The sequence below is a fragment of the Hippea jasoniae genome, assembly GCF_000744435.1.
GTDB classification, from domain to species: Bacteria; Campylobacterota_A; Desulfurellia; order Desulfurellales; family Hippeaceae; genus Hippea; species Hippea jasoniae.
The window spans coordinates 97,816-124,721 of sequence record NZ_JQLX01000012.1 but is presented as its reverse complement, the minus strand read 5'-3'; the positions used below and the strand labels follow the sequence as shown (position 1 = coordinate 124,721).

Sequence of the window (26,906 nt, the reverse complement as noted above, 5' to 3'; positions counted from 1 at the left end):
CAAACATGAAGGAAAAGATTAGCGAGCTGATCGAAAGATATTTAAATAAAATTGATATTAAAGATGTTTACTATACGATAGAACACCCAAAAGAGGAAAAATTTGGAGATTACTCAACCAACATAGCAATGGTGCTTGCCTCAAAGCTAAAAAAACCGCCCAGGAACATAGCAGAGGAGTTTATAAAAACCATAGAAAATAACCAATTATTTGAAAAAATTGAAATTGCAGGAGCAGGGTTTATCAACTTTTTCATAAATCCAAAAGAGCTTTTATCCCAATTGATGGAGATCAACTCTAAAAAAGACGAGTATTTCAAGCCATTTACCGATAACAGCAAAAAAATACAGGTAGAATTTGTTAGTGCTAATCCAACAGGTCCTTTGCATGTAGGCCATGGGCGTGGTGCAGCCATAGGTGATAGTATAGCCCGCATCTTAAGATTCGCAGGTAATAATGTCGAAACAGAGTATTACATTAACGATGCAGGGCTTCAGATGGAGCTTTTGGGTAAATCGGTATATGCAAGGTATAAACAGCTGTTAGGCTATGATGATGAACTACCTGAGGATGGATACAAAGGTGAATATATTATAGATATAGCAAAAAGCCTCGTTGTTGCATATGGTGATAGGCTGATTGACAATCAAGATGCAGTTGAGATATGCAAAAATGAAGCTGCTAAGGTTATCTTAAAGGAGATAATGGATGACCTTTCTCATTTCAGGGTCAAATTTGACAAAATATTTAACGAAAAAAGCCTATATGATAAAGGTGAAATGGATGAGAGCATTAATTTTTTGGAACAAAAAGGCGTTATCTATAACAAAGATGGTGCAGTATGGTTTGCATCAAGTAGATTCGGCGATGATAAAGATAGGGTTATAAAAAGAAGTAACGGTGCTTTTACCTACTTTGCAAGCGATATAGCTTATCATAGAAATAAATTTATTTTAAGAGGGTTTGATGAGGTTATAGATGTTTGGGGGGCAGACCATCACGGCTATGTGGCAAGAGTAAAGGCAGCACTCAAAGCCATGGATATAGATCCTGATAGACTAAAGGTAGTATTAGTGCAAATAGTTAACCTTTTAAGAAACAAAGAAAAGGTATCGATGTCCACAAGAAAGGGTGAGTTTATAAAACTTAAGGATGTTATGGATGAGGTGGGTGTCGATGCTGCAAGGTTCATGTTTGTTTCACGCAGCGTTGACTCACATCTGGATTTCGATTTAGAGCTTGCAAAAAAGCAAAGCAGCGACAATCCTGTATATTATGTACAATACGCCCATGCAAGGATTTGCAGCATTCTTGCAAACATAGACAGCATACCAAAATGCAATTACCCAGATGCTTTAGAACAAAAAGAGGAATTTGATCTGATAAAAAGCCTGATTTTCTTTAAGGAGTTTATAAAAAAAGCAACAGAAGAGATAGAGCCTTATTTTATCGTAAAAGGACTGATAACTATAGCGGAAAAGTTTCATAGATTTTACAACAAACACAGAATTATAGGCTCAGAAGATAATATTTTTGCATCAAGACTGATCCTTATTGAGGCTGTAAGAGTTGCATTAAAATTGGGCATGGATCTAATCGGCGTTGAAGCAAAAGAGAAAATGTAGGAGGAAAAAATGGCTGATCCTGAGAACAAAGACAAAATAAAGGAGATACTGGAAGGACATAGCAAAAAGTTTTCAACAGCTGAGATAATTGTTGGTATTGTGGTGGTACTCATAATTGGTGTTGGAGCAGGATATGCGATATTTAAATTAATCTTGCCGCCACCAACACCTATAGAATATCAAACCCAGCCGATAAATGAACAGCAAAATATTCAGTTAGCTCAAACACCCAAACAGGCTCCTTTACCACAACCAGAAATCAACAACAAAGAAAACCAACCAAATCAAAATCAAACTACACCACCCCAACAAGAGCAGCAAGCTGTGGTTGGCAATAATACAGAAACGCAGCAGGCACAAATTACCACTCAAACACAAAAACAAACGCAGGGTCCTGAAATTATCAATCCTTACAAAAAAACAACTCAAAAACCCAAACTACAGACAAAACCTGCATCTACACACAAACCCAAATTAACAACCAAAAAAACATCTCATGCGAAGCATTATATCGCAACAAGGCATTCAAAGGTTAAAAAGCATAAAACCACAACAAGAAAATACATACTGCAGGTCTCATCCAACTCCAACAGAAAATTTGCCATTGCAACGGTTCTTAAGTTAAGAAAATGCGGCCACAAAGCCTATACAAAAGAGATTGAAATAAAGGGTAAAAAATATACGAGAGTATATGTAGGTCCGATTAAAGGTTACGAAGCAGCAAAAGATGAGGCAGAAAATATCAAAAGACAACTCCATCTTGGATATCTGCCAATAATTAAGCGGTATGATAAAGTACCCTGATATAAACCCGAATATCTTTAGCTACAAAGGAATACATATACGTTGGTATGGTGTTGCATACGCAACAGGTTTTATTGTCGGTTATCTGTATTTATTGAAGCGATTTAGTGCGTTTAAACTCAAAGGTTTTGTAGATGATGCACTGCTTTATGGCGTATTGGGCGTTATATTAGGCGGAAGAATAGGCTATGTATTAATTTACAATCTTCCTTATTACATACACCATCCCATAGAGGCTTTTGAGATATGGAAAGGAGGCATGAGTTTTCACGGAGGCTTAATCGGCACAATTATTGCAGGTATTCTACTTGCAAAAAAATACAACATAAGTTTTTATAAAATTGCCGATGAAGTGGTTGTAATAGTACCCATAGGTCTTTTCTTTGGAAGAATTGCAAATTTTATAAACGATGAACTGTGGGGTAGACCAACAAATCTGCCGTGGGCTGTTGCATTTCCCAACGGAGGCTACATACCCCGCCATCCCTCCCAAATCTACGAGGCTATCTTTGAGGGTCTTGTATTATTTTTCATCCTTTATTTTAACAGGGACAAACTCATAAAAAAAGAAGGTGTTTTATTCTGGCTATTTGTATTTCTCTACGGTTTTTTCAGATTTTTTATTGAATTTACCAGACAACCTGACCCCCAAATAGGTTTTATATACGGCCTAACCATGGGACAATGGCTGTGCTTAATTATGATAATAACAGGATCAATAGAACTATTTATAAGGTGGAAAAATGGAAATAGAACAAAAGAAAATTTGGGTTAGACAAAAAAAACAGGAAATTCCTCCTCATGTTTTGGAGATGGGATTGAATATGTTGTTTGAAGAGCCCAGGGATATTTTTTCAAAACTAAAGAATAGTCAACCATTAAAACCCCTACAATTAGAACAGATAATAGATGCTCAGGAAGATTTGGTTTTCGTCGATGCAATAAAGATGCCCTACACAGCTGAATTTGACAATGTGGGCTTTGCAAAACAGCTAAATCCTAAGCTTAATGTTGCTGTTAAAGATATACTTGTTGAGGAGTATCAGGTATATCTGCATAGAATCTATGGTTTTGACGGCATTATCTTTCCTATCAGCCACTTGACAAAAAAACTCACAGAAACTTTTATATTTATGTGTGATTCTATGGGTATGTTGCCCATACCGATTATAGAAAACGAACTGGATCTTGAAAAGATTAACTCGATAGAACTAAAAGCTGCCATAACACAATTCAACAAGAACGGTTTAGTAAAACTAAAACAAAGCAGGGAAGGTTACATATCAAAATGCTAAGTGAATTTATAAAAAAGGCAAGAAAAATCCATTTTGTGGGTATCGGCGGAGTGGGTATGAGCTCACTGGCTCAATACTTTCTATCAAAAGGCTATACAATCACAGGCTCTGACCTTGAAAAAAACTCCTATGTGGAGAATCTTATCAGGCAGGGCGTAAAGGTTTATTTTGGTCATTCACTGCAAAACATCGAAAATGATGTTGACCTTGTTGTCGTCTCAAGCGCTATCAAAAACAACAATATAGAGGTAATTCAGGCAGAGAGAAACAGTATTTTAGTCATTAAACGCTATCAACTTTTAGCTTTTTTGGTAAATCAATCAAAATCGATTGCAGTGGCAGGCTCACACGGTAAAACGACCACAACCTCACTGTGCGCTTCACTTCTAAACAACGCAGGTATAAACCCCACAGCAATTATAGGTGGCAAACTAAGAAACATTAATAACAATGTGATTATAGGCTCAAGTGATTATTTAATCGTTGAGGCAGACGAAAGCGATGGTGGATTTTTGCTTTTGATGCCGTATATTGGAATAGTCACAAATATAGATAACGACCATTTAAGCTTTTATGGTAATTTTGAAAACGAAAAATTGGCATTTTTTGATTTTATCAGTAACTCTAAATATTGCGTGGTAAATATAGATGACCCGATAATCAAAACATACAAAAATCGCAATAACTCAGATAATCAGCTGATTACATACAGCACAAAAACAAAAAAGGCCGATATTTACGCCTATGATATAAAACTCAACAAAAACAACTCAATATTCAGTGTTAAAACGCCCACAAAAAACATAGAAAACATCTCACTTGGCATTATAGGCTATCACAACATATCAAATGCGCTTGCCGTGATAGGTGTAGCTGAACTATTAAACATAAAGGAAGAGATAATCAAGCAAACTTTTGAGGAGTTTAAAGGCGTTGATAGACGCTTTACCTACATCGGCAAATACAACAACCTTGAAGTCTACGATGACTACGCACATCACCCAACAGAAATAAAAACAACGCTTAAAGCAGCCAAGCTGTTGAACAAAAATGTTTATGCCATTTTTCAACCGCATCGTTTCTCACGCACAGCTTATCTTATGGATGATTTTGCTAAAAGTTTTAAAGAGGCAAAAAGGGTTTTTGTTTTGGATATTTATCCTGCAAGTGAACAGCCAATCGAAGGTATAAGTTCATCTATTTTAACTGAAAAAATAAACCGTGTATCATCAAATGCAGTATATATAAACAACATAGATTTACTCAAAAGACATCTTGAACAGATCGACGAGGCAGGTGTAGCTATAGCACTGGGTGCAGGCAGTGTAAGCAGTATTATCAGGCAGCTTGTTAATGAGAAAAACAACTGAAGCAAAAAGAAATTTAACAACCATACATCAGGATGGGATAGTTGATGTTGTTTATATAGAAAAGGAAGATGAGTTAAATTTTATAGACGCCCCTGTTATAGGCGGAGGAAGCAATATATTGATAATCAAAAACAATAAAGTATTTAAACTTGCTGATCAATTCAACTATATCAAACAAAACAAAGAAGAGCTTGTTGTTGGTGCTGTAACACCGCTTAAAAGTCTTATCCTTTATTGTATAAAACACTCATTAGGAGGGCTTGAGTTTTTATCAGGAGTTCCAGCAACAGTAGGCGGAATAATAAAATCAAATGCAGGTGCATTTGAAAAAGAGATCTCCGATATACTAAGATATGTCAAAATATTTGATAGTAGTGATAAATCGATAAAGATTTTAGACAAAAGCGAAATAGAGTTTTCATACAGAAAAAGCTCAATAGACGGTGTAATTATAGAAGCTGCATTTAACTTAAAAAACTCAAATAGCGTAAAAGATAAAGTAATTGAAATACTAAAAAAAAGACTAACAAAAGCGCATCTGTCATTTACATTTGGCAGTGTATTCAAAAATCCAACAGATGGTTATGCTGGCTGGTATATAGAGCAGGTGGGCTTGAAAGGCTTTAGAAAAAATACAGCGGCTATTTCCCATAAACATGCAAATTTTATAATCGGTAGTCAGATCACAAACACCTACGATATACTGTATCTTGTTGAGCTTGCAAAAGAGAGGGTATTTAAAACATTTTCGATTGAACTAACAGAAGAGGTGGTGTTTATATGAAAATAGCGGTTATTTGCGGAGGCAATTCATCCGAAAGGGAGGTTTCGCTTAAAACAGGTGAAGCTGTTTATAACGCTTTAGCTGCATCATACAGCGATGTTTATTGTCTTGAATGTAAAGATGAGAGTGACTGCATAGAAAAAATAATGAACTCAAAACCGAATATTGTGTTTATAGCACTCCATGGAGGGTTTGGTGAAAACGGCCAGCTGCAGGCAACACTGGATATGTTAAAAATCAAATACACAGGCTGTGGTTTTGCTCAAAGCAGCCTTGCAATGGATAAATTTGCAACAAAATCGATTCTTAAGGCTTTTAATATTCCAACTGCTATGTTTAAGTTGATAAAAAAGCCTGAAGATATAGAGGATATCGACTTTTATCCTGTCTGTATCAAACCCAATAACGAAGGATCATCTGTGGGCGTTGAGTTTGCAGAAAACAAAAAAGAAGCTAAAGCAGTTGCAGAAAAACTTCTAAAAAACCACCATCCACTAATAGCCGAAAAAAAGCTAAGCGGCAAGGAGTTAACAGTAGGCATCATTGGCGATACTGTTCTGCCTGTTATCTGGATAAAACCAAAAAACGGTTTTTACGATTACCATCATAAATATACAAAAGGTGCTACAGAATATATAATACCATCCCAACTACCTCAAAAGATAGAAAACCTGGTTCAAACGATAGCCTATAACGCATATAAAGCGATAGGTTGCAATAGTTATGCAAGGGTTGACATAATACTTGAGAATAACATACCATATGTTCTTGAAATTAACACCATACCGGGCATGACCCAGACAAGCCTGCTTCCCAAAGCAGCTTTAGCTAAAGGTATTAGCTTTGAGAAGTTAACAAAAATGCTTGTTGAGGCGGCATGTTAGATTTAAAAGATATCGATAAAAAAACCAGTAAAACCTCAACAAACAGACATAAACTGGATTTTATTGTTTTTATAGCAAAGCTCATTACTTCTGTGCTTTTTGTAGTGGGAATTTTTGCAGTAGTCGTTTATGGATACAAACAATTATCAAATAGATATGCTATACTTAAATACATCGATATCAACGGAAACCATGTGATCGATAGAAATTCAATAGTTTCAGCGATTCTAAATCCCAACTTAAACAATATAAACAATTACTCACCACAAAAAATCTATATGAAACTCATAACAAATCCCTGGATCAGCTCAGCAAGTGTCAGCGTTGTTTATCCAGATACAATTATTGTTAACATAACTGAGAAAAAACCCAAGGCAATTGTTAAAACATCTAAATCGACTTACATAATAGATTCAAACGGCAGTATTATATCTTCATATTCCAAAAATCTACACCTACCAGAAAATCTATACACTATAATTTTAAAAGATAACAGGTTTTTAAAATCACAAGATCTTTTAAAAAATGTTCTTCGGATGTATAAAAAATTAGACAATGTAGAAAAAATAAATTATATTGAAGTAGTGTCGCAAAGTTATCAATTGGTGCACTTTAAAGGTGGCCTGACAGTGAGTATAAACAGTTTTGATTGCCCCGATAGAGCCATAAAACATCTAAAGGAGAAAATTTCATATCTTAATTCACTTGCCAGTAAACTCAAAGAAGTAAGTATCTGTTTTGAAAATAAATTTGTTCTGAAGTGGAAAAAAGGAGTAAAGAAGTGAGTGAGGTGGTAAACAGCGATATTATTGTTGGATTAGATATCGGCACAACAAAGGTTTGTGCAATAGTGGGTAAAAAGACCCCTGAGGGAGATGTAAAGATCATAGGCATTGGACAAACTCCATCAAAGGGGTTAAAAAAAGGTGTCGTTATAAATATTGATGAGGCTGTACTATCAATCAAAAGGGCAATTGCCTACGCAGAGAGAATGAGCGGTGTAAAAATCGACAGCGTTATAACAGGCATTGCTGGCGGTCACATCAGGTCTTACAATTCAAGCGGCGTTGTGGCTATAAAAAACTTGGAGGTTTCAGAATCCGATATTAGAAGGGTCATAGATGCAGCAAAAGCGGTTGTTATACCACCGGATAAAGAGATTATACATATTATACCTCAAGAATTTGTAGTGGATGACCAAAGTGGTATAAAGGACCCTCGGGGCATGAACGGCACACGCCTTGAGGTTAGAGTACATATCGTTACAGCTTCGGTCACCAATGTGCAAAATATCGTAAAATGCTGCACAAAAAGTGGATTAAAGGTTCAGGATATAGTTTTGCAACCCATTGCTTCAAGTTACTCTGTATTGAGACCGGAAGAAAAAGATCTTGGCGTTGGTTTGATAGATATCGGTGGTGGAACAACAGATGTAGCTGTATTTGCATCAAACGCAATAAAACACTCATCGGTTATTGCAATCGGTGGTGACCATGTAACAAACGATATAGCAATTGGTTTAAGAATTCCATCCTTCAAAGAGGTTGAAGAGATAAAGAAAAAGTACGGATGTGCATTAACCGAGATGGTGGATAGCGATGAAGTTGTTCAGATTCCTGGAATTGGTGATAAAAAAACACGGGAAATACCAAGAAGATTGTTAAGCGAAATCATTGAGCCAAGAATGGAGGAGATATACTCCCTCGTTAAGGATGAACTTTCCAAAATGGGTTTAATGGATCTGCTTGCAGGAGGTATTGTTTTAACTGGCGGCTCGGCTTTAATGCAGGGAGCATTAGAGCTTGCATCTGCCATATTTGAACTACCTGTTAGACTCGGTAAACCCTACGGAATTGTTGGTTTAAAGGATGCTGTTGATAATCCTATGTATGCAACAGGTGTTGGTCTGGTGTTGTATGGTTTTAATAAAATGGAAGAAAATGAACAGTTCTTAAACATCGACTCAAAAAAGGTAGCCGACGGAAATAATCTATTTTCTGTAATTTTGACCAAGATGAAAAACTGGGTCAAAGAAATGTTTTAATCGGAGGAAAAAATGGCAAAAAACGCTCAAAAAGAAAATTATTCTGAAGGTGCTGTTATAAAGGTAGTGGGTGTAGGTGGTGGAGGCAGCAATGCCGTTAACAACATGATAACCTATGGTATAAAGAATGTTGAATTTATAAGTGCTAACACAGATATTCAGGCCTTAAACATATCACTGGCGCCAACCAAACTACAGTTAGGCAAAAAACTAACCCGTGGATTGGGAGCAGGCAGTGACCCAGAAAAAGGCAAAAAGGCAGCAGAAGAAAGTATTGATGAGATAGAGCAGGTTTTAGACGGTGCCGATATGGTATTTATTGCAGCAGGAATGGGAGGAGGAACAGGCACTGGCGCATCCCCTGTTATAGCCAAAGTTGCCAAAGAAAAGGGTGCTTTAACAATCGGTGTTGTTACAAAGCCGTTTGAGATGGAAGGCAAACAGAAAATGGAAATAGCCTTAGACGGCATAAAAGAATTAAAAGAGGTTGTTGATAGTATAATCATAATCCCTAATCAGAAACTCATGGACATCTATAAAAACTTAACGCTACTTGATGCATTCAAAAGGGCAGATGATATACTAAGGCAGGCGGTTCAAAGTATTGTGGAGTTGATCTACAAAGAGCCCAGCACTCAGATCATTATGAACATAGACTTTGCTGATGTTGTCTCTGTTATGAAAGAAAAGGGTGTGGCTTTAATGGGCATAGGTGAGGCATCCTCCGACGGCTCAGAAAACAGGGTTAAACGCGCAACAGAGATGGCAATATCAAACCCACTATTAGAGAATACCTCTATCAAAGGAGCAAAAGGGATTTTAATGAACATAACGGCTGGCAAAAACTTTGGTCTTGAAGAGTTCAATGAAGCAACCACAATTATCCAAAACAACATGAATGAAAAGGCACTGTTTAAACATGGCTTTGTTCTTGATGAAAGCATGGGAGAAAAGGTAAGAATAACCATCATAGCGACAGGTTTCAGTGATAAAGCAAAACCAAGAACAACAATAAACAGAAACTTTTACAATAGAAAACTGGATGCAAATACGCTGAAGGAAATCAAAAAAGAAACATCTATTCCAATAGAAGACGAGGTGGATATTCCGGCATTTATAAGAAAACAGAGGACAGAATAACTTGAAGGAGTACCTTTTAGCGGCATTAATTTCATATTTATTGGGCAGTATTCCGTTTGGATGGATAATTGCAAAGCTAAAAGGTGTTGATATTCGCTCAAAAGGCAGCGGTAATATTGGAGCAACCAATGTTTATCGCGTTGTAGGGAAAACAGAAGGTTTTTTAACGCTTTTATTTGATCTACTTAAAGGCTTGGCAGCTGTAGCGATCTTTAGCGGTCTTTTTCCCAACCATACCTATATGGGAGTAGTGGCTGGTTTTTCTGCTGTAGTTGGTCATGATTTCAGTATATTTTTGAAGTTTAAAGGTGGCAAAGGCGTCGCAACCACATACGGTGTTGTGCTTCTTTTGTATCCGCTTGCTGCTTTAGTTGGTATGGCTATATGGATAGCGATTCTTTTAACATCCAAATACTCATCACTTGCTGCTTTGCTTTCATTTACCATCACAACAATTATTGCTATTGCAGGAAAAATAGCAACTGTTAATAAAGTTTTATTTATAATTTTACTTCTATTGATGTTTTACAGGCATAAGGAAAACATAGCAAGATTGATAAAAAAAGAGGAGCACAGGATAAAAATTTGAGTTTTTTTAAAGAATCTTGTATAAAAAGCGGGGTTGGTTATGGCATTAAGAAAAAGGGAAGTTGAATTATTAGCCGATAAGATAACAGCAAACCTGATAAGAAGCGGGCATGTCAAGCTAAACAAAGATATATCGATTCTAAAATCAATCGTTAGAGATATATTGCAGGCTGATGCAGATAAAGAAAGAGAGATAGACGCAAAAACAAAGGAACTCCTCAAACAATATTCAACCGAAATAGAAAAAGAAGGCGCCGATTCCTCAAGACTTTTTGCTATGGCAAAGAAAAAAGTAGCAAAACAGGAAGGTTTTTTGCTATGAGGTATAGTAGCGCACGAATCAGGTATCTATCGAAAAAAATTCTCAAGCAAGCTACAGAGGAGGGTGTTATTGAGATTATATCTACCGATAAATTGGCTACAGAGGCGATAGCAGAAACAATAGAGAAATATTTTGCTCTTGAAGATGAGGTTTACGAAAAGGTGATTGAAAGTCTCAATAAACGCAGCAAAAAACTCATTCCAGGCAGTATGGAGTGGGAGATAGCCTTCAACAAAACCTATGAAGAAGAAATGAGTAAAAGGTTGCTTAAATGAAAGCTATCCTGATGCTTGAAAACGGTGAAATCTTTGAAGGTATATCTATTGGAGCAGAAGGTAGTATAGTGGGTGAGGTTGTATTCAATACAGCCATGAGCGGCTATCAGGAGATTTTAACCGATCCATCCTACAAAGGCCAGATAGTAACAATGACATATCCTCAGATTGGCAATTATGGATTCAACATGGATGACAATGAATCCATCAAACCGTTTGTCGAAGGATTTGTGGTAAAAGAGGCATCAAGAATCGTATCAAACTTTAGGGGAAAAGAGAGCTTAGATGAATTTTTAAAAAGAAACAATATCATTGGAATAGAAAATATAGATACAAGAAAATTAACCAAGATACTGCGAAACAGAGGCTCCATGATAGGTGGAATTACAACACAAGACCCGGAAAAACTCAAACAGATGATCGATGAGTTTGAAATTGTCGGAAGGGATCTGGTTAAGTTTGTAACAACCGACAAACCCTATCAATTCAAAGAAAAGCTATTCAGGTTTGGATTTGAAAAAAGAAAAATCAAACAGATAGTGGAGAACAAAAGAGTAGCTGTAATAGATTTTGGTGTAAAACGCAATATATTAAGATATCAATGCGAGGTTGGATTTGATGTATATGTATTTGGGGCATACACCAAATATCAGCAGATAGAGGAATTTAATCCGGATGCGGTGTTTTTATCCAATGGACCGGGCGATCCAAGGGGGTTGGATGAGACATGGATAAAGGAATACAGAAAAATTATTGAGCGATATCCAACATTTGGAATATGTTTTGGTCATCAAATCATAGCCAGGGCATTCAATATCAAAATCTACAAGATGAAGTTTGGCCATCATGGTGGTAATCATCCTGTTGAGGATCTGGAAAGTGGCGATATATTTGTTACAGCTCAAAATCATAATTATGCAGCAGATGAGAAAGATTCGCTTGAAAAAGGCTTTAAAATAACATATAAAAACCTAAATGACGGAAGTGTGGAAGGCTTTATGCATAAAGAACTGCCTATTATGTCAGTTCAGTATCATCCTGAAGCATCCCCCGGTCCACACGATGCAGAATACATTTTTGAGAAATTTGCAGAAATGGTCAATAATTCCTAAAAAGGAGTAAACAGTGAGAAAACAAAGAACCTTAAAAGAGGCAATAAAAGCATCAGGCATAGGCCTTCATACAGGAAAAAGGGTAGAGATAGAACTTATTCCCGCACCAGAAAACCACGGCATTGTGTTTCATCGAGCAGATAGGGATGTTTTTATAGAAATCAATCAAGAAAATGTTATAGACACAACACTTGCAACAACTATCGGCAAAAATAATGTATACATAAAAACGGTCGAACATCTACTTGCAACTTTATACGGTCTGCATATAGACAATGTTTTAATAAAGGTATGGGGAGATGAAGTCCCGATCATGGATGGCTCAGCAGCCCCATGGGTATATCTCATAAAAACAGCAGGCATTATAGAGCAGGATGCGTATAAAAAGGAGATAATTATAAAGAAACCTATAACAATCAAGGAAAAAGGTAAGTTTGTAGCACTGATACCGTCAAGGAATTTTGAAATTCACTACTCAATTCATTTTGACAATATGTTCATAGGAAAACAGAAGATCGCTTTAGAGATAAACGAAAAAACATTCATAAAGGAAATCAGTAAGGCAAGGACATTTGGTTTGCTAAAGGATATAGAATATTTACAATCGCATAATCTGGCACTGGGTGGAAGCCTTGATAATGCAATTGTTGTGGATGAATACGGCATAATAAACGAAGACCCCTTGAGATATGAAAACGAGTTTGTCAGACATAAGGTTTTGGATGCTATAGGAGATCTATCTATTTTAGGATACGATTTAAAAGCACGCTATCTTGCCTATAAATCCGGACATGAATTAAACAACAAATTGATAAGAAAAATGATGGCGGATAAAGATAGCTATGAGATTGTTGGCAATCCATACATGGAAAAAAAGATAGCCGCTGCGGTTTGGGCAAATCTGGAGTATAAACAAAAGTTAACATAATGTAACTTATCGGAACCAAAGTTAATAGACCCCTTTATGGATTTAGAACTCCATACCTTTAAAACATTCAAAATATATCAACCAAAAAATGGTTATCGGTTTTCCATTGAGCCCTTCATATTAGCACATAGCTTAACGCATATTATAAACCACAAAAATGATAAGAAAAAAATCGTAGATTTTGGAAGTGGCTGCGGTATTATTGCGATTCTTATTGCAACGAAGCTTCCATTATCAACAATTTTTGCCATTGAACAGAACAAAAACTTTAAAGATATAATAAAAAAAAATCTAACTCTTAATGATATTAACAATGTCATTATAGATGATATAGAGTCAATTAAAACAAATTCGATAGATATTTTTGTATCAAATCCGCCTTATTTTACAACTCAAGGTTATAGATTTTCTAAGCGCTATAGCAGCGAAAAATTTTCCACTCAAATTGAAATAGAAGATATTATTAAGCATGCTAAACGGGCTTTGAAAAATAAAGGCACTCTGTTGTTATCATTTCACCCATCAAGGATGGTTGAACTTTTGCAGATTCTTAAAAATCACAATTTTGGTATACAATACATCCAACCGATATATGGAGATTTTGACAAAAAGGCCTGCTGCTTTATAATACACAGTAAGCTTTCTGGAAAGGATAATACACAGATCTATGAGCCTTTATTTATAAGCAGGGATTCAGATTGGCTTGTTATGTAGTCAACACCTAAGTTATACTTTTGCCTCAAAATATCCTGGGAACCATGCTCTATAAAGACATCAGGTAGCGCAAATTGTCTGAAACTCACATTTATACCGTTTTCAAAAAGGAATTTTGCAACACCTTCACCAAAACCACCTATTGCAACATTTTCCTCTATTGTTATTACAGCCTTATAACTACTCAAGCTTCTTAAAACATCCTCATCCATAGGCTTGATAAACAGAGCGTTAAATACACTACTTGATATATCCTTCTGTTTGAGTTTTTCAGATACATTCAGGGCGGTTTTTACACAATTACCTACACCCAAAATAGCTAAATCCTTACCATCTGTCAGTTTCTGCCATCTGCCAATCTCTATTCTATCAAGCACAAATTTTTCATCAAACTCTTCACAAAAACCTCTTGGATACCTTATGGCAAAAGGCCCATCCTCATATTTAGTAGCAAACTCAAGCAGCTGCTCAAGCTCTTTTGGGTCTTTTGGAGCTGATATAACCATATTAGGCACACATCTTAAGTAGGATATATCAAAAACGCCCTGATGCGTTTCGCCATCATCACCAACAATACCAGCCCTATCGATTGCAAATACAACGGGAAGTTTTTGAAGAGCTATATCGTGAATAATCTGATCGTATGCCCTCTGCAGAAATGTTGAATAAATCGCCACTATAGGCTTATAACCCTTCATGGCAAGGCCACCTGCCATAGTTGTTGCATGCTGCTCTGCAATTCCAACATCAAAAACCCTATCTGGATAAATATCTTTAGCCTTCTGCAACCCTGTTCCTATAAGCATAGCTGCTGTAATAGCAACAACATTGGGGTTTTTAGACATTAAATCTACAACTTTATCCCCAAAAATCGACGAACATGATTTATTTTTAGTGCTTTTAAGAGGCTTTCCGCTTTCTATATCAAACTTTCCTATCCCATGAAACAACGATGGGTTTTCTTCGGCAGGTTTATAACCCTTTCCCTTTTTTGTTACAACATGGACAACAATCGACCCCTTTATCTTCTTAACATTATTAAAAATCTTTATAAGGTCTTCCAGTTTATGACCATCAAGCGGTCCAAAGTATTTAAAACCCAGTTCCTCAAACAAAAGACCGGGCGAGAAAAACTTCATTGACTCCTCAATCTTTCTGGCAAGTTTCAATGCAGGTTCATGAGGAAGAGGCAGTGTGGTTATAAGCTTTTCAATCTCATCTCTGAGTTTATTGTAAACAGGACCACTCATCTTTTTTGACAGATATGCAGATATGGAACCTAAAGATGGGGAAATAGACATATTATTATCGTTAACCACCACAATAAGATCCGTATCTATATACCCGGCATTATCCAGACCTTCATAGGCGATACCACATGATAGAGATCCATCTCCAATTATTGCAATTATATTTTCCTGACTTTTTGCAAGGTCTCTTGCAAGCGCCATACCCAGGGCTGCAGAAATTGATGTTCCTGCATGACCCACATTAAAGGTATCGTAAATACTTTCCTCTACTTTTGGGAATCCACTAATACCGCCGTACTGCCTTAAAGTATGAAATCTATCCTTACGGCCGGTTATAATCTTATGAGCATAGGTTTGATGACCAACATCCCAGACAAGTTTATCCTTTGGTGTATCAAAAACATAATGAAGGGCAAGCGTAAGCTCAACAGCACCCAAAGAGGAGGCAAGATGCCCCCCCGTTTTTGATACCGTTTTAATAATAAAATCTCTAATTTCTGTAGCTAAAACCTTAAGCTCATCTACAGATAATTTGCGCAGATCATCAGGATAATTTACACTTTCAAGCAACACCTATTTGCCACCCAGTATTTTTTTTGCTTTTTGAGCCTCAGTTGAGCTGGGATACTGCTGAATAACTTTTTTAAGGAGATATCTCCCGTCAATCTTATCACCCATCTTTATAAAAGACACACCTTCTTTGAATAGAGCCGTTTTAACCCATTTATTATGTGGATAGGTATTTACAAGATAATCGTAGTTGATAATCGCCCTATCATACTGCTTCTTTGCAAAATAACATTCACCTAAATAGAAATATATATCTCCTACAAGCTTAGAATCTTTAAATTTCTGTTGGAATGACTTAAAAGCCTCTATCGCTTTATCGTATTGCTTCTGCTTAAACAACTCCACGGCATTATTAAATGCCATCTTATCAGGTTCAAGTTGCGGTTTCTGTTGTGGTTTTAATTGCGGTTTAGGCAAATTAGGTTTCAGATTACCAGCAGGTTGCTGATTAACAGTAGGTTTGTTTGGCGGCAAAGGCATAGAGGGCGGAGTTTGATTTTCAGGAATCTTAACCTGTGGCTTATTATTAGTTAAAGGCTTCTTAAGCAACAACTGATTTAGCTGGTTGTTGATCATATCGATTCTGTGTTTTAAATCATCAAGCTGACCCTTTATCTCTCCGTATTTAACCAGCAAATCCTCAAGTTTTAAGTATAGGTCTGCCTGCTGTTTTTGCAAAAGCTTTATAGTCTGTTCATTTTTTATAACCTGAGTAGTTATAGCATAGGGGTTTTCCTGTGCATAAGCGTTAGTGCATAAAATCGCCACTCCAACAAGAAAGAATAACAATAGCTTTTTCATCGCTCCACCAGCTTATTTTGAAATAATTACAAAGTGGTCTCTTCTGTTTTTTGCCCATGCATATTCGTTATGGGCTGGATCGATAGGTCTACTTTCACCGTATGAAATAATCGTGATTCTATTTGGACTCACGCCTTTGGATACAAGATACTCTTTTGCAGCTAAAGCCCTTTTTTCACCCAATGCAAGGTTGTACTCTACTGTTCCCCTTTCATCGCAATTACCTTCAATTCTGATTTTGATATTTGGATGCTTAATCATATACTTAGCTATTTTGTCAAGCACTGCAGGCACATTCTGCTTAATGCCCCACTTATCAATGTAGGTTAAGTTATACTTATCAAAGTTGAAATGTATATCCTGGAATATTTTTGAAATTTCAGTTTGTGTAGCTGAACCCGTGGTTGCAGGGGCGTTTGTGGTTGCAGGTTGCTCAACCACTACTTTCTTGGGTGGCGTTTTAACACCTTTGTGAGAACACATACAACCTGTAGTAATCAATGCAACACCAACAACAGAACCAACTACAATTCCTGCCCTTTTTAACATCACTTCACCTCCATCTTATTTTAAAATTACAAAATGATCTCTTCTGTTTTTTGCCCATGCATATTCGTTATGAGCTGGATCAACGGGTTTGCTTTCTCCGTATGAAACTACTTCAATCCTTTTGGGGTCTATTCCAAGAAGCACAAGATAGTTCTTTGCCGCAAGAGCCCTTTTTTCACCCAACGCAAGGTTGTATTCTATAGTTCCCCTCTCATCACAGTTACCCTCAATTCTAATGCGTACTTCTGGATGTGTTTTTAAAAAATTTGCAATTCTATCAAGTATTTGATGTGGGTTTTCATCTATTCCATACTGATGAATCGGCTCAATTGCATAACTATTGAATTTAAAATGGATATCCGATGCCACTGCTTCAAACTGTTTCTTTATCTTTTCAAAGCTCACCTGGTTTTTGCCGATTACATTTACTGATGGATACTTTAATGTTGTCTGCTGCGGCTTGGGTGCACTTACCTCACTGTTGCCCTGCCCTGTTTGAGTCTTTTTAACATACTTTGTCGAAGAACAACTGCTTACAAATATCAACACCATAAAAATGATTAAACCGTAAACTATTCTTTTCATCACAACACCTCTACTGCAATTTAGAGCTAACGCTCAATCCATTATATATGAACGGGGTTTTCATTGCAATAGAATAGTTAGAATTAATGGTGTTAACAATATAAATAACATTTATGCTTCCCACTCGCCCACTAACTGCAATATACCTTGAATCATACGCCCACGAAGGTGAATCAAGATTAGAGCCTTCCATAACTATTCTATCATTGCTCCCATCTATATTCATCACCTTTAGATATGTCATGCCGTTTTTTAGTGATATGTATGCTATCTTTTTACCGTCGGGTGAAACAGCTGGACTTGAGTTATACTTACCATCAAATGTTAAACGCTGTGGCGACTGATTAGTTGTCAGATCTTTTATATATATTTGAGGTGAACCATCTCTATTTGAAACAAAAACCATCTTCGAAAAATCGGGTGTAAAGGATGGAGACACATTAATACTCGGATTGTTTGTTAATTTTTCAATTATCCTCCCCTTTCTATTAACTGCAAAAATATTAACACTGCCAAATCTATTAAATGGAATAGCAAAATAATTTTTAAATCTAACAGCCGAAATAGAGAGATTGGATTTAGAAAACAACTTTATAAGGTCACCATTAAAGACATTAAATAAAAACAATGCTGGCTTACCGTAACGATAGGAAAGAAATGTTATCTCATCGGTTGACACCCATTTGGGTAAAATGTTAAAGGTATGCCAATTTGTTATTCTCACAACATTTTCTCCATTAAAATCGCACAAATAGATGTCACTTACACCTTTCTTGTTCAACGCAAAAGCTATTTTACTTTCAAACGGCCCATAAATACCCGTAATATACCCAATCAACTTATCTACTATTTTATTAGCAAGCCAATCAAGTGAATATATGTTGGTTACATAAGTATTATCATCTATTACCTGATTTTTTAAAACATCTAACATTTTAACATTGACATATATAGAATCACCTTTCTTAAAAGCATCTCCATAGATTGCATAATCAAGTCTATCAAGCCTTGCTAATCCCGATACGACATCATACGGGGCCTCATATGAAAAATGCTGGGTTTGATCCCAAACAAACAAACCGGAAAGCTTTAAATCCCTTTTAACTGTATAAAGAATATGTCGCGATATATCCTTTGGAGTATTTTTAGTAAAACCCCACAAAGCAATCTTGATAGGCTTATTCTGTGGATTGGATATACTTATCTCAAATGTTGCCGCATTGCAAAAAGAAACAAAGATAAATAGCATAATCATGACGCCAATTATTTTTTTCATATTACTCCTGCTCCCTGCTATCAAAGGTTATTATAAATTCTACAACACCCCCTGTAAGGATCTCCTTTGGAGGTGGCAAAAACGGCGCAGATTGCTTAATTGCATCAATACATGTGCCATCAAAATAAGCGTTTCCAGAGCTTTTCATAATCGATATGTTAATCAAATTTCCCTTAGAATCAAGTTTAATATCAACTTTTGTAATAAAAACTTTATTTTCAATAATAGTTTTTTCTACACCCCAGTTTTTATAAATAACACCCTCTATCACAGAAAGATAACTGCTTGCCAACTTTTGCTTAAATATTTTCTGGGCTTCTTCTTGAGAGTATACCTTTTCCTTTAGCATTTTAATCTTTTCCTTTAAAAGTTTTTCCCTTAACTGCTCCACCATAATTTTCTCTTTCATTAAACGAATCTTTTCCTCTATATTGGGTTTCTTTTTAATTTTTTTAACCAATTTTTTTGTAACCTTTTTCTTTACTCTTACTTTTTTAATTTCTTTTTTTGATTTTCTGGGTTTTTCTGGTAGCTTAATAGTTTTTTGCTTTTTTGGTTTGGGTTTATTAAAATTGACTTTGATAGTCTTTTTTAGCACTGTTTTTTGCTTTCTTGGTTGGGGTTGGGTTTTGGGTTTAGGTTTTGACTCCATTTTTAAAAGCTCAACCGTGTAAACCTTGGGTTTTGACTGGATAATCTTATGAGAAGAAAGTATTTGAAATAAAACAGCAATGAAAAGTAGATGGAGCAGAACTGAAAAGATAATGCTGATTAGCTTCATTGTTTGGGTTGTGTGGCAAGCCCTACCCTGATAATGCCAACAGACTTCACAATATCAATAAGTTTTACCACAACACCATATTCCACTCTTTTGTCGGATTTGATAATAACGGTTTTTCCACGGTGGGCTTTTAAGTAATCTTTCAAAGCATCAGGAGTAATTTTAACTTTATCTACATAAAAATTACCGTTTTTATCGATCGAGATAATTATATCTTTTTTCTCTATCTTTGTTGCACCAGAATGGGTCTTAGGTAGGTTAACCTTTATTCCCTTAACAAGCATCGGCGTAGTAACCATAAAAATAACAAGCAATACAAGCATTACATCAACAAGCGGCGTTATATTTATATAGCTAAAAGCTTTGTTTTTCATTATCCTTTTAAAGCCTCTAAAAAACCTTCCAGTTCCTCTATTATTAAAGATAGGCGGGTATTAAGAATATTGTAGCCAACAACTGCAGGAACAGCAACAAAAATGCCCGCTGCTGTTGTAACCAAGGCCTCAGAAATACCGGGCGCTACCGTTGCTATTGTTACGCTTTGAACCATTCCAATACTATTAAATGCATTTATAATACCCCAAACTGTACCAAAAAGACCAACAAAGGGGGCTGTTGCTCCAACAGATGCAAGCCAAGCAAAACCCCCTTCCAGTTCTTTCTTTATCATCTCTAAAAATGTCTTTGCCTGCGCATGCGACTGTTTTGAAAGTGTGTAAAGATTGCCTGCAATTGATTCGGTTGCCTTTGCCAATCCTTCGAGTGTTTCTTTATCTTTGGATTCTGTATACTTCGATATAAACAGTCGATTCCTTTTATCCACACCTCTAAGCTGGATCCATTTGTAGAACATAAACGCCCATGAAAATATGCTCATTACTGCCAGTATAATTAAAACAACAATGGCAATTGAACCTATATGGTAAAAACCAAAATAGTTATATCCGCTCATGATGCAAACTCAACCATTGCTTCATACTTTTTTACAATACGCTTTATGCGCTCATATTCAGCACTATCAAAACTCAAACCGTTTAACTCGCTTCTGTATTTATCCAATTTTTTTCTGGCATCATCAACATCTATATCATCTTTTGAATAAACCTCATCGGCAATAACAAATACCCTATCTTCCGATATTTCAAAATATCCACCCACTATAACAAATTTAATCTTTTCGCTATTTTCATCTAACTCTATCTCAACAATACCCACATCAAGAACACTGACAAAGCTTTCATGGCCGGGCAGTGTTTCAAATTCACCAACTATACCCGGCGCTTTTACACCATATACATCCCCTTCAAAATACTTCTTTGAAGGCGTTACTATACTGCAATTAATCTGTGGCACTGAAACCTCCTTTAAACAAGCGTCTTGGCTTTTTCTATAGCTTCATCTATCGTGCCAACCATGTAAAACGCCTGCTCGGGCAAATCATCATGTTTACCCTCTATTATCTCCATAAATCCTCTAATTGTCTCCTCAATGGGAACATACTTACCGCTCATGCCTGTAAACTGCTCTGCAACAAAGAACGGCTGAGACAGGAATCTCTGAATCTTTCTTGCCCTTGCAACAATAATTTTATCCTCTTCACTTAACTCTTCCATACCAAGAATTGCAATAATGTCCTGAAGCTCTTTATATCTCTGCAATATCTCCTGAACCTTCCTTGCCGTTTCATAATGGTCTTTGCCAACAACCGCAGGGTCAAGGATTCTTGATGTTGAATCAAGGGGATCAACTGCAGGATAGATTCCAAGCTCTGCCAATTTTCTTGAAAGAACCGTTGTTGCATCAAGATGGGAGAATGTTGTGGCAGGTGCAGGGTCTGTTAAGTCGTCAGCTGGAACATATATAGCCTGAACCGATGTAATTGAACCTTTCTTTGTGGAGGTAATCCTTTCCTGAAGCTCACCCATATCCGTACCTAATGTTGGTTGATAACCAACAGCAGATGGAATCCTTCCAAGCAAAGCAGAAACCTCACTACCAGCCTGCGTAAACCTGAAGATATTATCTATAAACACCAACACATCGAGGTGTTTTTCATCTCTAAAATACTCAGCCACAGTAAGCCCTGTCAAACCAACCCTTGCCCTTGCACCGGGTGGCTCATTCATCTGGCCATAGATCAAAGCAGCCTTATCTAAAACGCCTGATTCCTTCATTTCGTTCCACAGGTCATTACCCTCTCTTGTTCGTTCACCAACACCACAGAACACCGAATATCCACCGTGGTGCATTGCAACATTATGAATCAACTCCATAATCAAAACCGTTTTACCAACACCTGCACCACCAAATAAACCTGTTTTTCCACCCTTTGCATAAGGACACAAAAGATCAATAACTTTAATGCCTGTTTCAAACATTTCACTGGTTGTTGATTGTTCCTCAAGGGATGGGGCATCTCTGTGAATCGGCCATCTAACATCACTATTTATAGGACCCATTTCATCAACAGGCTCACCAACAACATTCATGATCCTTCCAAGCACGGGCTCTCCAACAGGTGTTGTTATGTAGTTGCCTGTATTTTCAACTTCCGTTCCCCTTACAAGACCATCAGTAGAATCCATTGCAACGGTTCTTACCCTTCTTTCCCCGAGATGCTGCTGAACCTCTAAAATCAAATCAGCTGTAGCACCCTCAATATCCTCTTTCTTAATTCTTAAAGCCGTATATATAGGTGGCAATTCACCTGTTTCAAACTCAACATCCACTACTGGGCCTATAACCTGAACGATTTTTCCTTTTTCCATAAGCAAACTCCTTCTTTTTTTGTTATTTCATAGCCTCAATACTTGTGGTTATCTCTATAAGTTCTTTTGTAATTGATGCCTGCCTGGCCTTATTAAACTGCAATGTTAAACCTTTAATCATTTCTGCTGCGTTGTTCGTGGCAGCATCCATAGCAGTCATTCTTGCCGCATACTCACCGGCTAAAGACTCAAGCATACTGCCGTAGAGTTCCATCTTAACATATTTGGGCAAAAGTTCGTTTAAAACGGTTTCTTTATCCGGCTCGTATGTAAATTTTTCAACCATCTGCTGCTGAGCTGGCACTTTATCACCAATCATTACCGGCAACACCTTTTTTATTGTTACCTTTTGAACAAGCACATTAACAAATCGGTTGTAAACTATATAAACCTCATCGCTTTTCTCATCCTTAAAGTCAGCAATAATCTTATCCATAATTTCGTTAACATAACTATAATCAACCCTATCCTTCAAAATATCACTATATGCGTATCGTGGCTGAATACCTCTAAATTTGAAATAATTTATCGCAAATCTCCCTATGAGCGTAAGATTGACCTTTTTATTGGAAAATTTAGTTTTAATAAAATTCTCTGTTTCCTTCAAAACATTGTGGTTAAATGCACCACACAATCCCCTATCGGATGTAATTACAATTAAATCCACATTTTCTACATCACTAAATCTCAAAAGTTTATTCTCCTGATGTGATGTAGAATCCACAAGCGATGCTATCATCTGCTCTAACTTATTTCTATAAGGCCTGAACTCAAGAGCAGCTTCCTGTGTTTTTCTTAATTTTGCAGCAGCAACCATCTTCATTGCTTTGGTTATCTGTTGCGTTTTTTGAATACTGCCTATTTTGCGTTTAATATCCCTCATGCTTAAAGCCATAGACGCTCTCCTTCTTAAGGTTTAAAAACCTTTTTGAATTCCTCTAACGCCCTGTCCATTTTGGATTTCAAATCATCATCAATCTTCTTCTTTTCTTTAATCTCTGGCAAGATATCAGGGTATTTTGCCTCAACAAACTTGTAAAGCTCCTGCTCAAACTTCTGAACATGCTCAACTGCTATATCATCAAGATATCCATTGTTTCCTGCATAGATAATCAAAATCTGCTTCTCAACAGGCAGTGGAGAAAATGGGGGCTGCTTTAGAATCTCTGTAAGCCTTGCACCCCTGTTTAGCTGCTGCTGAGTAACCTTATCAAGGTCGCTACCAAATTGCGCAAAAGCTGCAAGTTCTCTATACTGGGCAAGTGCAAGCCTCAACATTCCTGCAACCTGTTTCATAGCCTTGATCTGGGCTGCACCACCAACCCTCGAAACAGATATACCCGCATTAACAGCAGGTCTTATACCTGCGTAAAATAGGTCTCCTTCAAGGTAAATCTGACCGTCTGTAATGGAGATGACATTTGTAGGAATGTAGGCTGAGACATCGCCTGCCTGCGTTTCAATGATAGGCAACGCGGTTAATGAACCACCACCCAGTTCATCTGATAGTTTTGCAGCCCTTTCAAGTAATCGAGAGTGAAGATAAAAAACATCTCCTGGATATGCTTCCCTGCCAGGTGGTCTTCTTAGAAGCAGTGAAACCTGCCTATAAGCCTGGGCGTGCTTTGTCAGGTCATCGTATATGATTAACGCATGCATACCGTTATCTCTAAAATATTCACCCATCGTAACGCCAGCATACGGTGCAATATACTGCAGTGGTGCCGGATCGGATGCCGTTGCTGCAACAATCGTTGTATATTCCATAGCACCAGCCTCTTCAAGCTGTTTATATATTCGTGCAACAGTTGAGCGTTTTTGTCCAATAGCAACATAAATACAGTAAACATCCGTATCTTTTTGATTGATAATTGTATCAAGGGCGATCTGGGTTTTACCGATCTGCCTATCACCAATAATCAACTCCCTCTGACCTCTTCCGATAGGAATCATTGCATCTATAGCTTTAATTCCCGTCTGAAGCGGTTCTTTAACCGATTGCCTTTGAACAATACCGGGTGCCTTTATCTCAATTCTTCTATGATGCTCACTTTCAATAGGACCCTTTCCATCAATAGGCTCTCCAAGTGCATTAACAACCCTGCCAACTAAAGCCTCGCCAACCGGCACCTGTGAAATTCTTTTTGTCCTTTTTACCGTATCACCCTCTTTGATGTCTTTATCATCACCAAGAACAACGACACCAACATTATCCTCTTCAAGGTTCAACGCCATACCCATTACGCCACTTTCAAACTGAACAAGCTCATTTGCCATAACCTTTGTTAAACCATAAACCCTTGCAATACCATCACCAACACTTAAAACGGTTCCTGTTTCGCTTATATCGATAAATTCTTTAGTGCTCTCGATCTCTTTTTTAATAACCTCGCTAACTTCGCTGGCCTTAATCTGCATCTACCCCTCCTTTTAAAATGAAAGTTTCATTAATCTCTGTTCTAAATTGGCAAGATATGTTTTTATACTGCCATCATAAACAACATCTTTAACCTTAACAATTATCCCGCCCATAATGGATGAATCCACCTCAAAGGTAAACTCAACATCTTTATTTAGTTTATTTGTAAGAGATGAAGATAACTGCTGTTTTTCTTCCTCTGTTAGTTCAACAGCACTCTTTACTACAGCTTTAACCCTATTTAATTTCTCATCTACAAGGTCGCTAAAAATCTCAATAATCTGAGGAATAAATTTAAATCTACCTTTTCTAATAAGATATTTCATAAAATTCCTCAAAAGATCATCGTCACTTAGCTGATCAATAACCTCAAACCTCTTATCCAGACCAACGACATAAGCTGAAAGGTATTCAAGCACCTCGGGGTTTGCTTCAAAATACCCTTTAAGTTGCAACAACTCTTTTACAACATCATCAAGGTTTAGTTTTTTTTCATCGCATAACTCAATCAAAGCCTTTGCGTATCTTATAGAAACCTTTCTATCTATCATTGTTGCAGGCTCCTTATAAATTTCTCATTGATTTTTCTATGCTCATTCTCAGAGAGCTGAGCAATTTTTCTTTTGAGATTTTCTATGGCATCCTTGCTCATTTTCCTTAAAAGCTCAAGCTTTGCTCTGGATAAGATTGAGTTTTTCTCCTCCTCTATAGAGGCTTTGATCCTTGCAAGTGTTTCCTCAAGTTCCTTAAAAATCTGCTGTTTTTCGCTTTCTGCCATCGATTCGAAGGTTTCAATGATCTTTTTAAGCTCCTCCTCCAGAGAGTTGATCTTTTCTTCAGCTTCTTTTAAAAGCTTTTCTGCTTCCTCTTTTAGAGATTCTGCCTCTTTGAGTTCGTTTACAATACTCTCCCTGCGACCCTTAAAGTAGTTTACAATAGGCTTCCTTAAAAAATACCATAAAACCACAACAAAAATAGCAAAGTTTATCATTCTCCAGCCCATATTGGGCTCAATGCCGCTTTCATCAGCTCCAAATACCAAAACAGGGACAAAAACAAACATCAAAGACAAAATAAACTTAAACATACCACCTCCTACCCAAAAAGCTGCTTATAAATCTTATTTGCTATCTCTATAGCAAAATCCTTTGAGGCATTTATTTCTATATCTATCTGTTTTTTTACCTCATCCTCAAATGCACCAATCTCAGCTGCAGCCTGTTTTTTCTGCTCAAAAATCTTTTCATCCCTTTCCTTCATAGCTGAAAGAATAGCGTTATTGTATTTCTTTTTTGCATCCTCCTCAGTCATTGTCAATCTTGAATTATATTCCTCCTCATATTTTAAAGCCTCACTTTTAAGTCGCTCAGCTTCGCTTCTCAGCGTCTCTATCCTATTAAATCTCTCTTTGATAGTTTTAAGTAAAGGCTTGTACAGAATTACATTGAGTAATAACATTAAAATAAGAAACGCAGCCATCTGCAGAAAGAGAGTGTAGTCGATGTTTATCATGTTTTCCCTCCAACCTGTGTAAAATTTTCGGCTTAAAATACCATAAGCCTAAATTGATGTCAACTCAATTTACCCAACAACAACACAATTAGTTAGTTTTGCAATCTCTTTATAAAACGGTTCTATATCTCCACCAACTATAGATCTTTCAATAGGCCCTCGTTTATCTTTTGGTATTATAAATACATCTACTTTGTTTACCTGCAAAAATTTCACAATCTCTTCTGCAGTTGCTCCATACAGTATAATGCTTCTAACCTCTAAATCTTGATCTTCCTTTTTTATATAATCGGTTAACTTACTTATTACTGCATCGCCTATGTGCTTCAGACTTTCAGATACATCATCTTTGCCAACAGAAATACCCTCACCCGAATAGAAATTAGGATCATTCACAAAGAGCAGATATATCTCCTTATAGTTTTTATCTTTTGCTATTTTGACTGCCTCTTTTGCAGCTTTCAAACCAACTTCAGAGCCTTTTGCAACAACAACAATACCATAATCCAT

Annotated in this window: 32 protein-coding genes; 16 read left to right on the top strand and 16 right to left on the bottom strand. The window is 36.8% G+C overall.

Annotated features, from left to right (window positions below):
* Positions 1–5 precede the first annotated feature (5 nt).
* From argS to EK17_RS04165, 16 genes are read left to right on the top strand one after another with little or no spacing between them, the layout of a single operon-like run.
* A complete protein-coding gene (argS, locus tag EK17_RS04240) occupies positions 6–1,625 on the top strand; it encodes an arginine--tRNA ligase (protein WP_035587777.1) in 1,620 nt (539 codons plus the stop codon).
* Between the two features lie 9 nt (positions 1,626–1,634).
* Complete coding sequence (locus EK17_RS04235; protein WP_035587775.1) at positions 1,635–2,429, top strand: SPOR domain-containing protein; 795 nt, start codon at positions 1,635–1,637, stop codon at positions 2,427–2,429.
* Entirely contained in the window at positions 2,413–3,204 is a 792-nt protein-coding gene (lgt, locus tag EK17_RS04230; RefSeq protein ID WP_035587772.1) for a prolipoprotein diacylglyceryl transferase, read from the top strand. Before EK17_RS04235 ends, lgt begins: the two co-directional genes overlap by 17 nt.
* Positions 3,173–3,724: a beta/alpha barrel domain-containing protein gene (locus EK17_RS04225; RefSeq protein ID WP_035587770.1), complete on the top strand. Its 552-nt coding sequence runs from the start codon at positions 3,173–3,175 to the stop codon at positions 3,722–3,724. The genes lgt and EK17_RS04225 overlap by 32 nt, the downstream gene beginning before the upstream one ends.
* Positions 3,718–5,094 carry a UDP-N-acetylmuramate--L-alanine ligase gene (murC, locus tag EK17_RS04220; RefSeq protein WP_035587767.1) on the top strand — a complete coding sequence of 459 codons (1,377 nt, stop codon included), beginning with the start codon at positions 3,718–3,720 and terminating at the stop codon, positions 5,092–5,094. Before EK17_RS04225 ends, murC begins: the two co-directional genes overlap by 7 nt.
* On the top strand, positions 5,078–5,878 hold the full coding sequence (gene murB / locus EK17_RS04215) for a UDP-N-acetylmuramate dehydrogenase (protein WP_035587765.1): 801 nt from the start codon (positions 5,078–5,080) through the stop codon (positions 5,876–5,878). The genes murC and murB overlap by 17 nt, the downstream gene beginning before the upstream one ends.
* A complete protein-coding gene (locus tag EK17_RS04210) occupies positions 5,875–6,762 on the top strand; it encodes a D-alanine--D-alanine ligase family protein (protein WP_035587763.1) in 888 nt (295 codons plus the stop codon). The genes murB and EK17_RS04210 overlap by 4 nt, the downstream gene beginning before the upstream one ends.
* A complete protein-coding gene (locus EK17_RS04205) occupies positions 6,756–7,547 on the top strand; it encodes a cell division protein FtsQ/DivIB (RefSeq protein ID WP_035587761.1) in 792 nt (263 codons plus the stop codon). The genes EK17_RS04210 and EK17_RS04205 overlap by 7 nt, the downstream gene beginning before the upstream one ends.
* A complete protein-coding gene (gene ftsA, locus EK17_RS04200; RefSeq protein WP_051904417.1) occupies positions 7,544–8,806 on the top strand; it encodes a cell division protein FtsA in 1,263 nt (420 codons plus the stop codon). The genes EK17_RS04205 and ftsA overlap by 4 nt, the downstream gene beginning before the upstream one ends.
* Positions 8,807–8,818: 12 nt before the next feature.
* Positions 8,819–9,946 (top strand): cell division protein FtsZ, encoded by a 1,128-nt coding sequence (ftsZ, locus tag EK17_RS04195; RefSeq protein WP_035587758.1) that lies wholly within the window; start codon positions 8,819–8,821, stop codon positions 9,944–9,946.
* A gap of 1 nt (position 9,947) precedes the next feature.
* Complete coding sequence (gene plsY, locus EK17_RS04190; RefSeq protein WP_035587756.1) at positions 9,948–10,535, top strand: glycerol-3-phosphate 1-O-acyltransferase PlsY; 588 nt, start codon at positions 9,948–9,950, stop codon at positions 10,533–10,535.
* Between the two features lie 39 nt (positions 10,536–10,574).
* Positions 10,575–10,856: a DUF507 family protein gene (locus tag EK17_RS09530; protein WP_035587754.1), complete on the top strand. Its 282-nt coding sequence runs from the start codon at positions 10,575–10,577 to the stop codon at positions 10,854–10,856.
* A complete protein-coding gene (locus EK17_RS09525) occupies positions 10,853–11,131 on the top strand; it encodes a DUF507 family protein (RefSeq protein WP_035587752.1) in 279 nt (92 codons plus the stop codon). Before EK17_RS09530 ends, EK17_RS09525 begins: the two co-directional genes overlap by 4 nt.
* Positions 11,128–12,243, top strand: coding sequence for a glutamine-hydrolyzing carbamoyl-phosphate synthase small subunit (gene carA / locus EK17_RS04175; protein ID WP_035587750.1), 1,116 nt, complete (start codon positions 11,128–11,130; stop codon positions 12,241–12,243). The genes EK17_RS09525 and carA overlap by 4 nt, the downstream gene beginning before the upstream one ends.
* A 13-nt stretch (positions 12,244–12,256) precedes the next feature.
* Positions 12,257–13,171, top strand: a complete 915-nt coding sequence (lpxC, locus tag EK17_RS04170) for a UDP-3-O-acyl-N-acetylglucosamine deacetylase (protein WP_035587748.1) — start codon at positions 12,257–12,259, stop codon at positions 13,169–13,171.
* A 36-nt stretch (positions 13,172–13,207) separates the two neighbouring features.
* On the top strand, positions 13,208–13,885 hold the full coding sequence (locus tag EK17_RS04165) for a tRNA1(Val) (adenine(37)-N6)-methyltransferase (RefSeq protein ID WP_035587746.1): 678 nt from the start codon (positions 13,208–13,210) through the stop codon (positions 13,883–13,885).
* Here the strand turns inward: EK17_RS04165 and dxs are convergent.
* The 16 genes from dxs to EK17_RS04085 form a co-directional block, all read right to left on the bottom strand.
* Complete coding sequence (dxs, locus tag EK17_RS04160; RefSeq protein WP_035587744.1) at positions 13,837–15,708, bottom strand: 1-deoxy-D-xylulose-5-phosphate synthase; 1,872 nt, start codon at positions 15,706–15,708, stop codon at positions 13,837–13,839. The genes EK17_RS04165 and dxs overlap by 49 nt on opposite strands.
* Positions 15,709–16,506 carry a tol-pal system protein YbgF gene (ybgF, locus tag EK17_RS04155; RefSeq protein WP_035587742.1) on the bottom strand — a complete coding sequence of 266 codons (798 nt, stop codon included), beginning with the start codon at positions 16,504–16,506 and terminating at the stop codon, positions 15,709–15,711.
* A gap of 12 nt (positions 16,507–16,518) precedes the next feature.
* Entirely contained in the window at positions 16,519–17,055 is a 537-nt protein-coding gene (locus EK17_RS04150) for a peptidoglycan-associated lipoprotein (protein WP_035587740.1), read from the bottom strand.
* A gap of 15 nt (positions 17,056–17,070) precedes the next feature.
* Positions 17,071–17,640: an OmpA family protein gene (locus EK17_RS04145; RefSeq protein WP_035587738.1), complete on the bottom strand. Its 570-nt coding sequence runs from the start codon at positions 17,638–17,640 to the stop codon at positions 17,071–17,073.
* A gap of 10 nt (positions 17,641–17,650) precedes the next feature.
* Complete coding sequence (locus EK17_RS04140) at positions 17,651–18,916, bottom strand: PD40 domain-containing protein (RefSeq protein WP_035587736.1); 1,266 nt, start codon at positions 18,914–18,916, stop codon at positions 17,651–17,653.
* Position 18,917: 1 nt separating this feature from the next.
* The gene (locus EK17_RS04135; protein WP_035587734.1) at positions 18,918–19,697 is read right to left on the bottom strand and encodes a TonB family protein; all 780 of its coding nucleotides are present in this window, start codon (positions 19,695–19,697) and stop codon (positions 18,918–18,920) included.
* Entirely contained in the window at positions 19,694–20,071 is a 378-nt protein-coding gene (locus tag EK17_RS04130; RefSeq protein ID WP_035587732.1) for an ExbD/TolR family protein, read from the bottom strand. The genes EK17_RS04135 and EK17_RS04130 overlap by 4 nt, the downstream gene beginning before the upstream one ends.
* Positions 20,071–20,649, bottom strand: coding sequence for a MotA/TolQ/ExbB proton channel family protein (locus EK17_RS08985; RefSeq protein WP_051904416.1), 579 nt, complete (start codon positions 20,647–20,649; stop codon positions 20,071–20,073). Before EK17_RS08985 ends, EK17_RS04130 begins: the two co-directional genes overlap by 1 nt.
* The gene (gene atpC, locus EK17_RS08980; RefSeq protein WP_051904415.1) at positions 20,646–21,050 is read right to left on the bottom strand and encodes an ATP synthase F1 subunit epsilon; all 405 of its coding nucleotides are present in this window, start codon (positions 21,048–21,050) and stop codon (positions 20,646–20,648) included. Before atpC ends, EK17_RS08985 begins: the two co-directional genes overlap by 4 nt.
* A gap of 11 nt (positions 21,051–21,061) precedes the next feature.
* A complete protein-coding gene (gene atpD, locus EK17_RS04115) occupies positions 21,062–22,465 on the bottom strand; it encodes a F0F1 ATP synthase subunit beta (protein WP_035587729.1) in 1,404 nt (467 codons plus the stop codon).
* A gap of 22 nt (positions 22,466–22,487) precedes the next feature.
* Positions 22,488–23,360 (bottom strand): ATP synthase F1 subunit gamma, encoded by an 873-nt coding sequence (atpG, locus tag EK17_RS04110; protein WP_035587726.1) that lies wholly within the window; start codon positions 23,358–23,360, stop codon positions 22,488–22,490.
* A gap of 14 nt (positions 23,361–23,374) precedes the next feature.
* Entirely contained in the window at positions 23,375–24,883 is a 1,509-nt protein-coding gene (gene atpA / locus EK17_RS04105) for a F0F1 ATP synthase subunit alpha (protein ID WP_035587723.1), read from the bottom strand.
* 12 nt (positions 24,884–24,895) lie between these two features.
* Positions 24,896–25,435, bottom strand: a complete 540-nt coding sequence (atpH, locus tag EK17_RS04100) for an ATP synthase F1 subunit delta (RefSeq protein WP_035587720.1) — start codon at positions 25,433–25,435, stop codon at positions 24,896–24,898.
* Positions 25,432–25,971 (bottom strand): F0F1 ATP synthase subunit B family protein, encoded by a 540-nt coding sequence (locus EK17_RS04095; RefSeq protein ID WP_035587717.1) that lies wholly within the window; start codon positions 25,969–25,971, stop codon positions 25,432–25,434. The genes atpH and EK17_RS04095 overlap by 4 nt, the downstream gene beginning before the upstream one ends.
* An 8-nt stretch (positions 25,972–25,979) precedes the next feature.
* Positions 25,980–26,396 carry an ATP synthase F0 subunit B gene (locus EK17_RS08975; protein ID WP_051904414.1) on the bottom strand — a complete coding sequence of 139 codons (417 nt, stop codon included), beginning with the start codon at positions 26,394–26,396 and terminating at the stop codon, positions 25,980–25,982.
* Positions 26,397–26,465: 69 nt separating this feature from the next.
* Positions 26,466–26,906, bottom strand: a complete 441-nt coding sequence (locus EK17_RS04085; protein ID WP_035587713.1) for a universal stress protein — start codon at positions 26,904–26,906, stop codon at positions 26,466–26,468.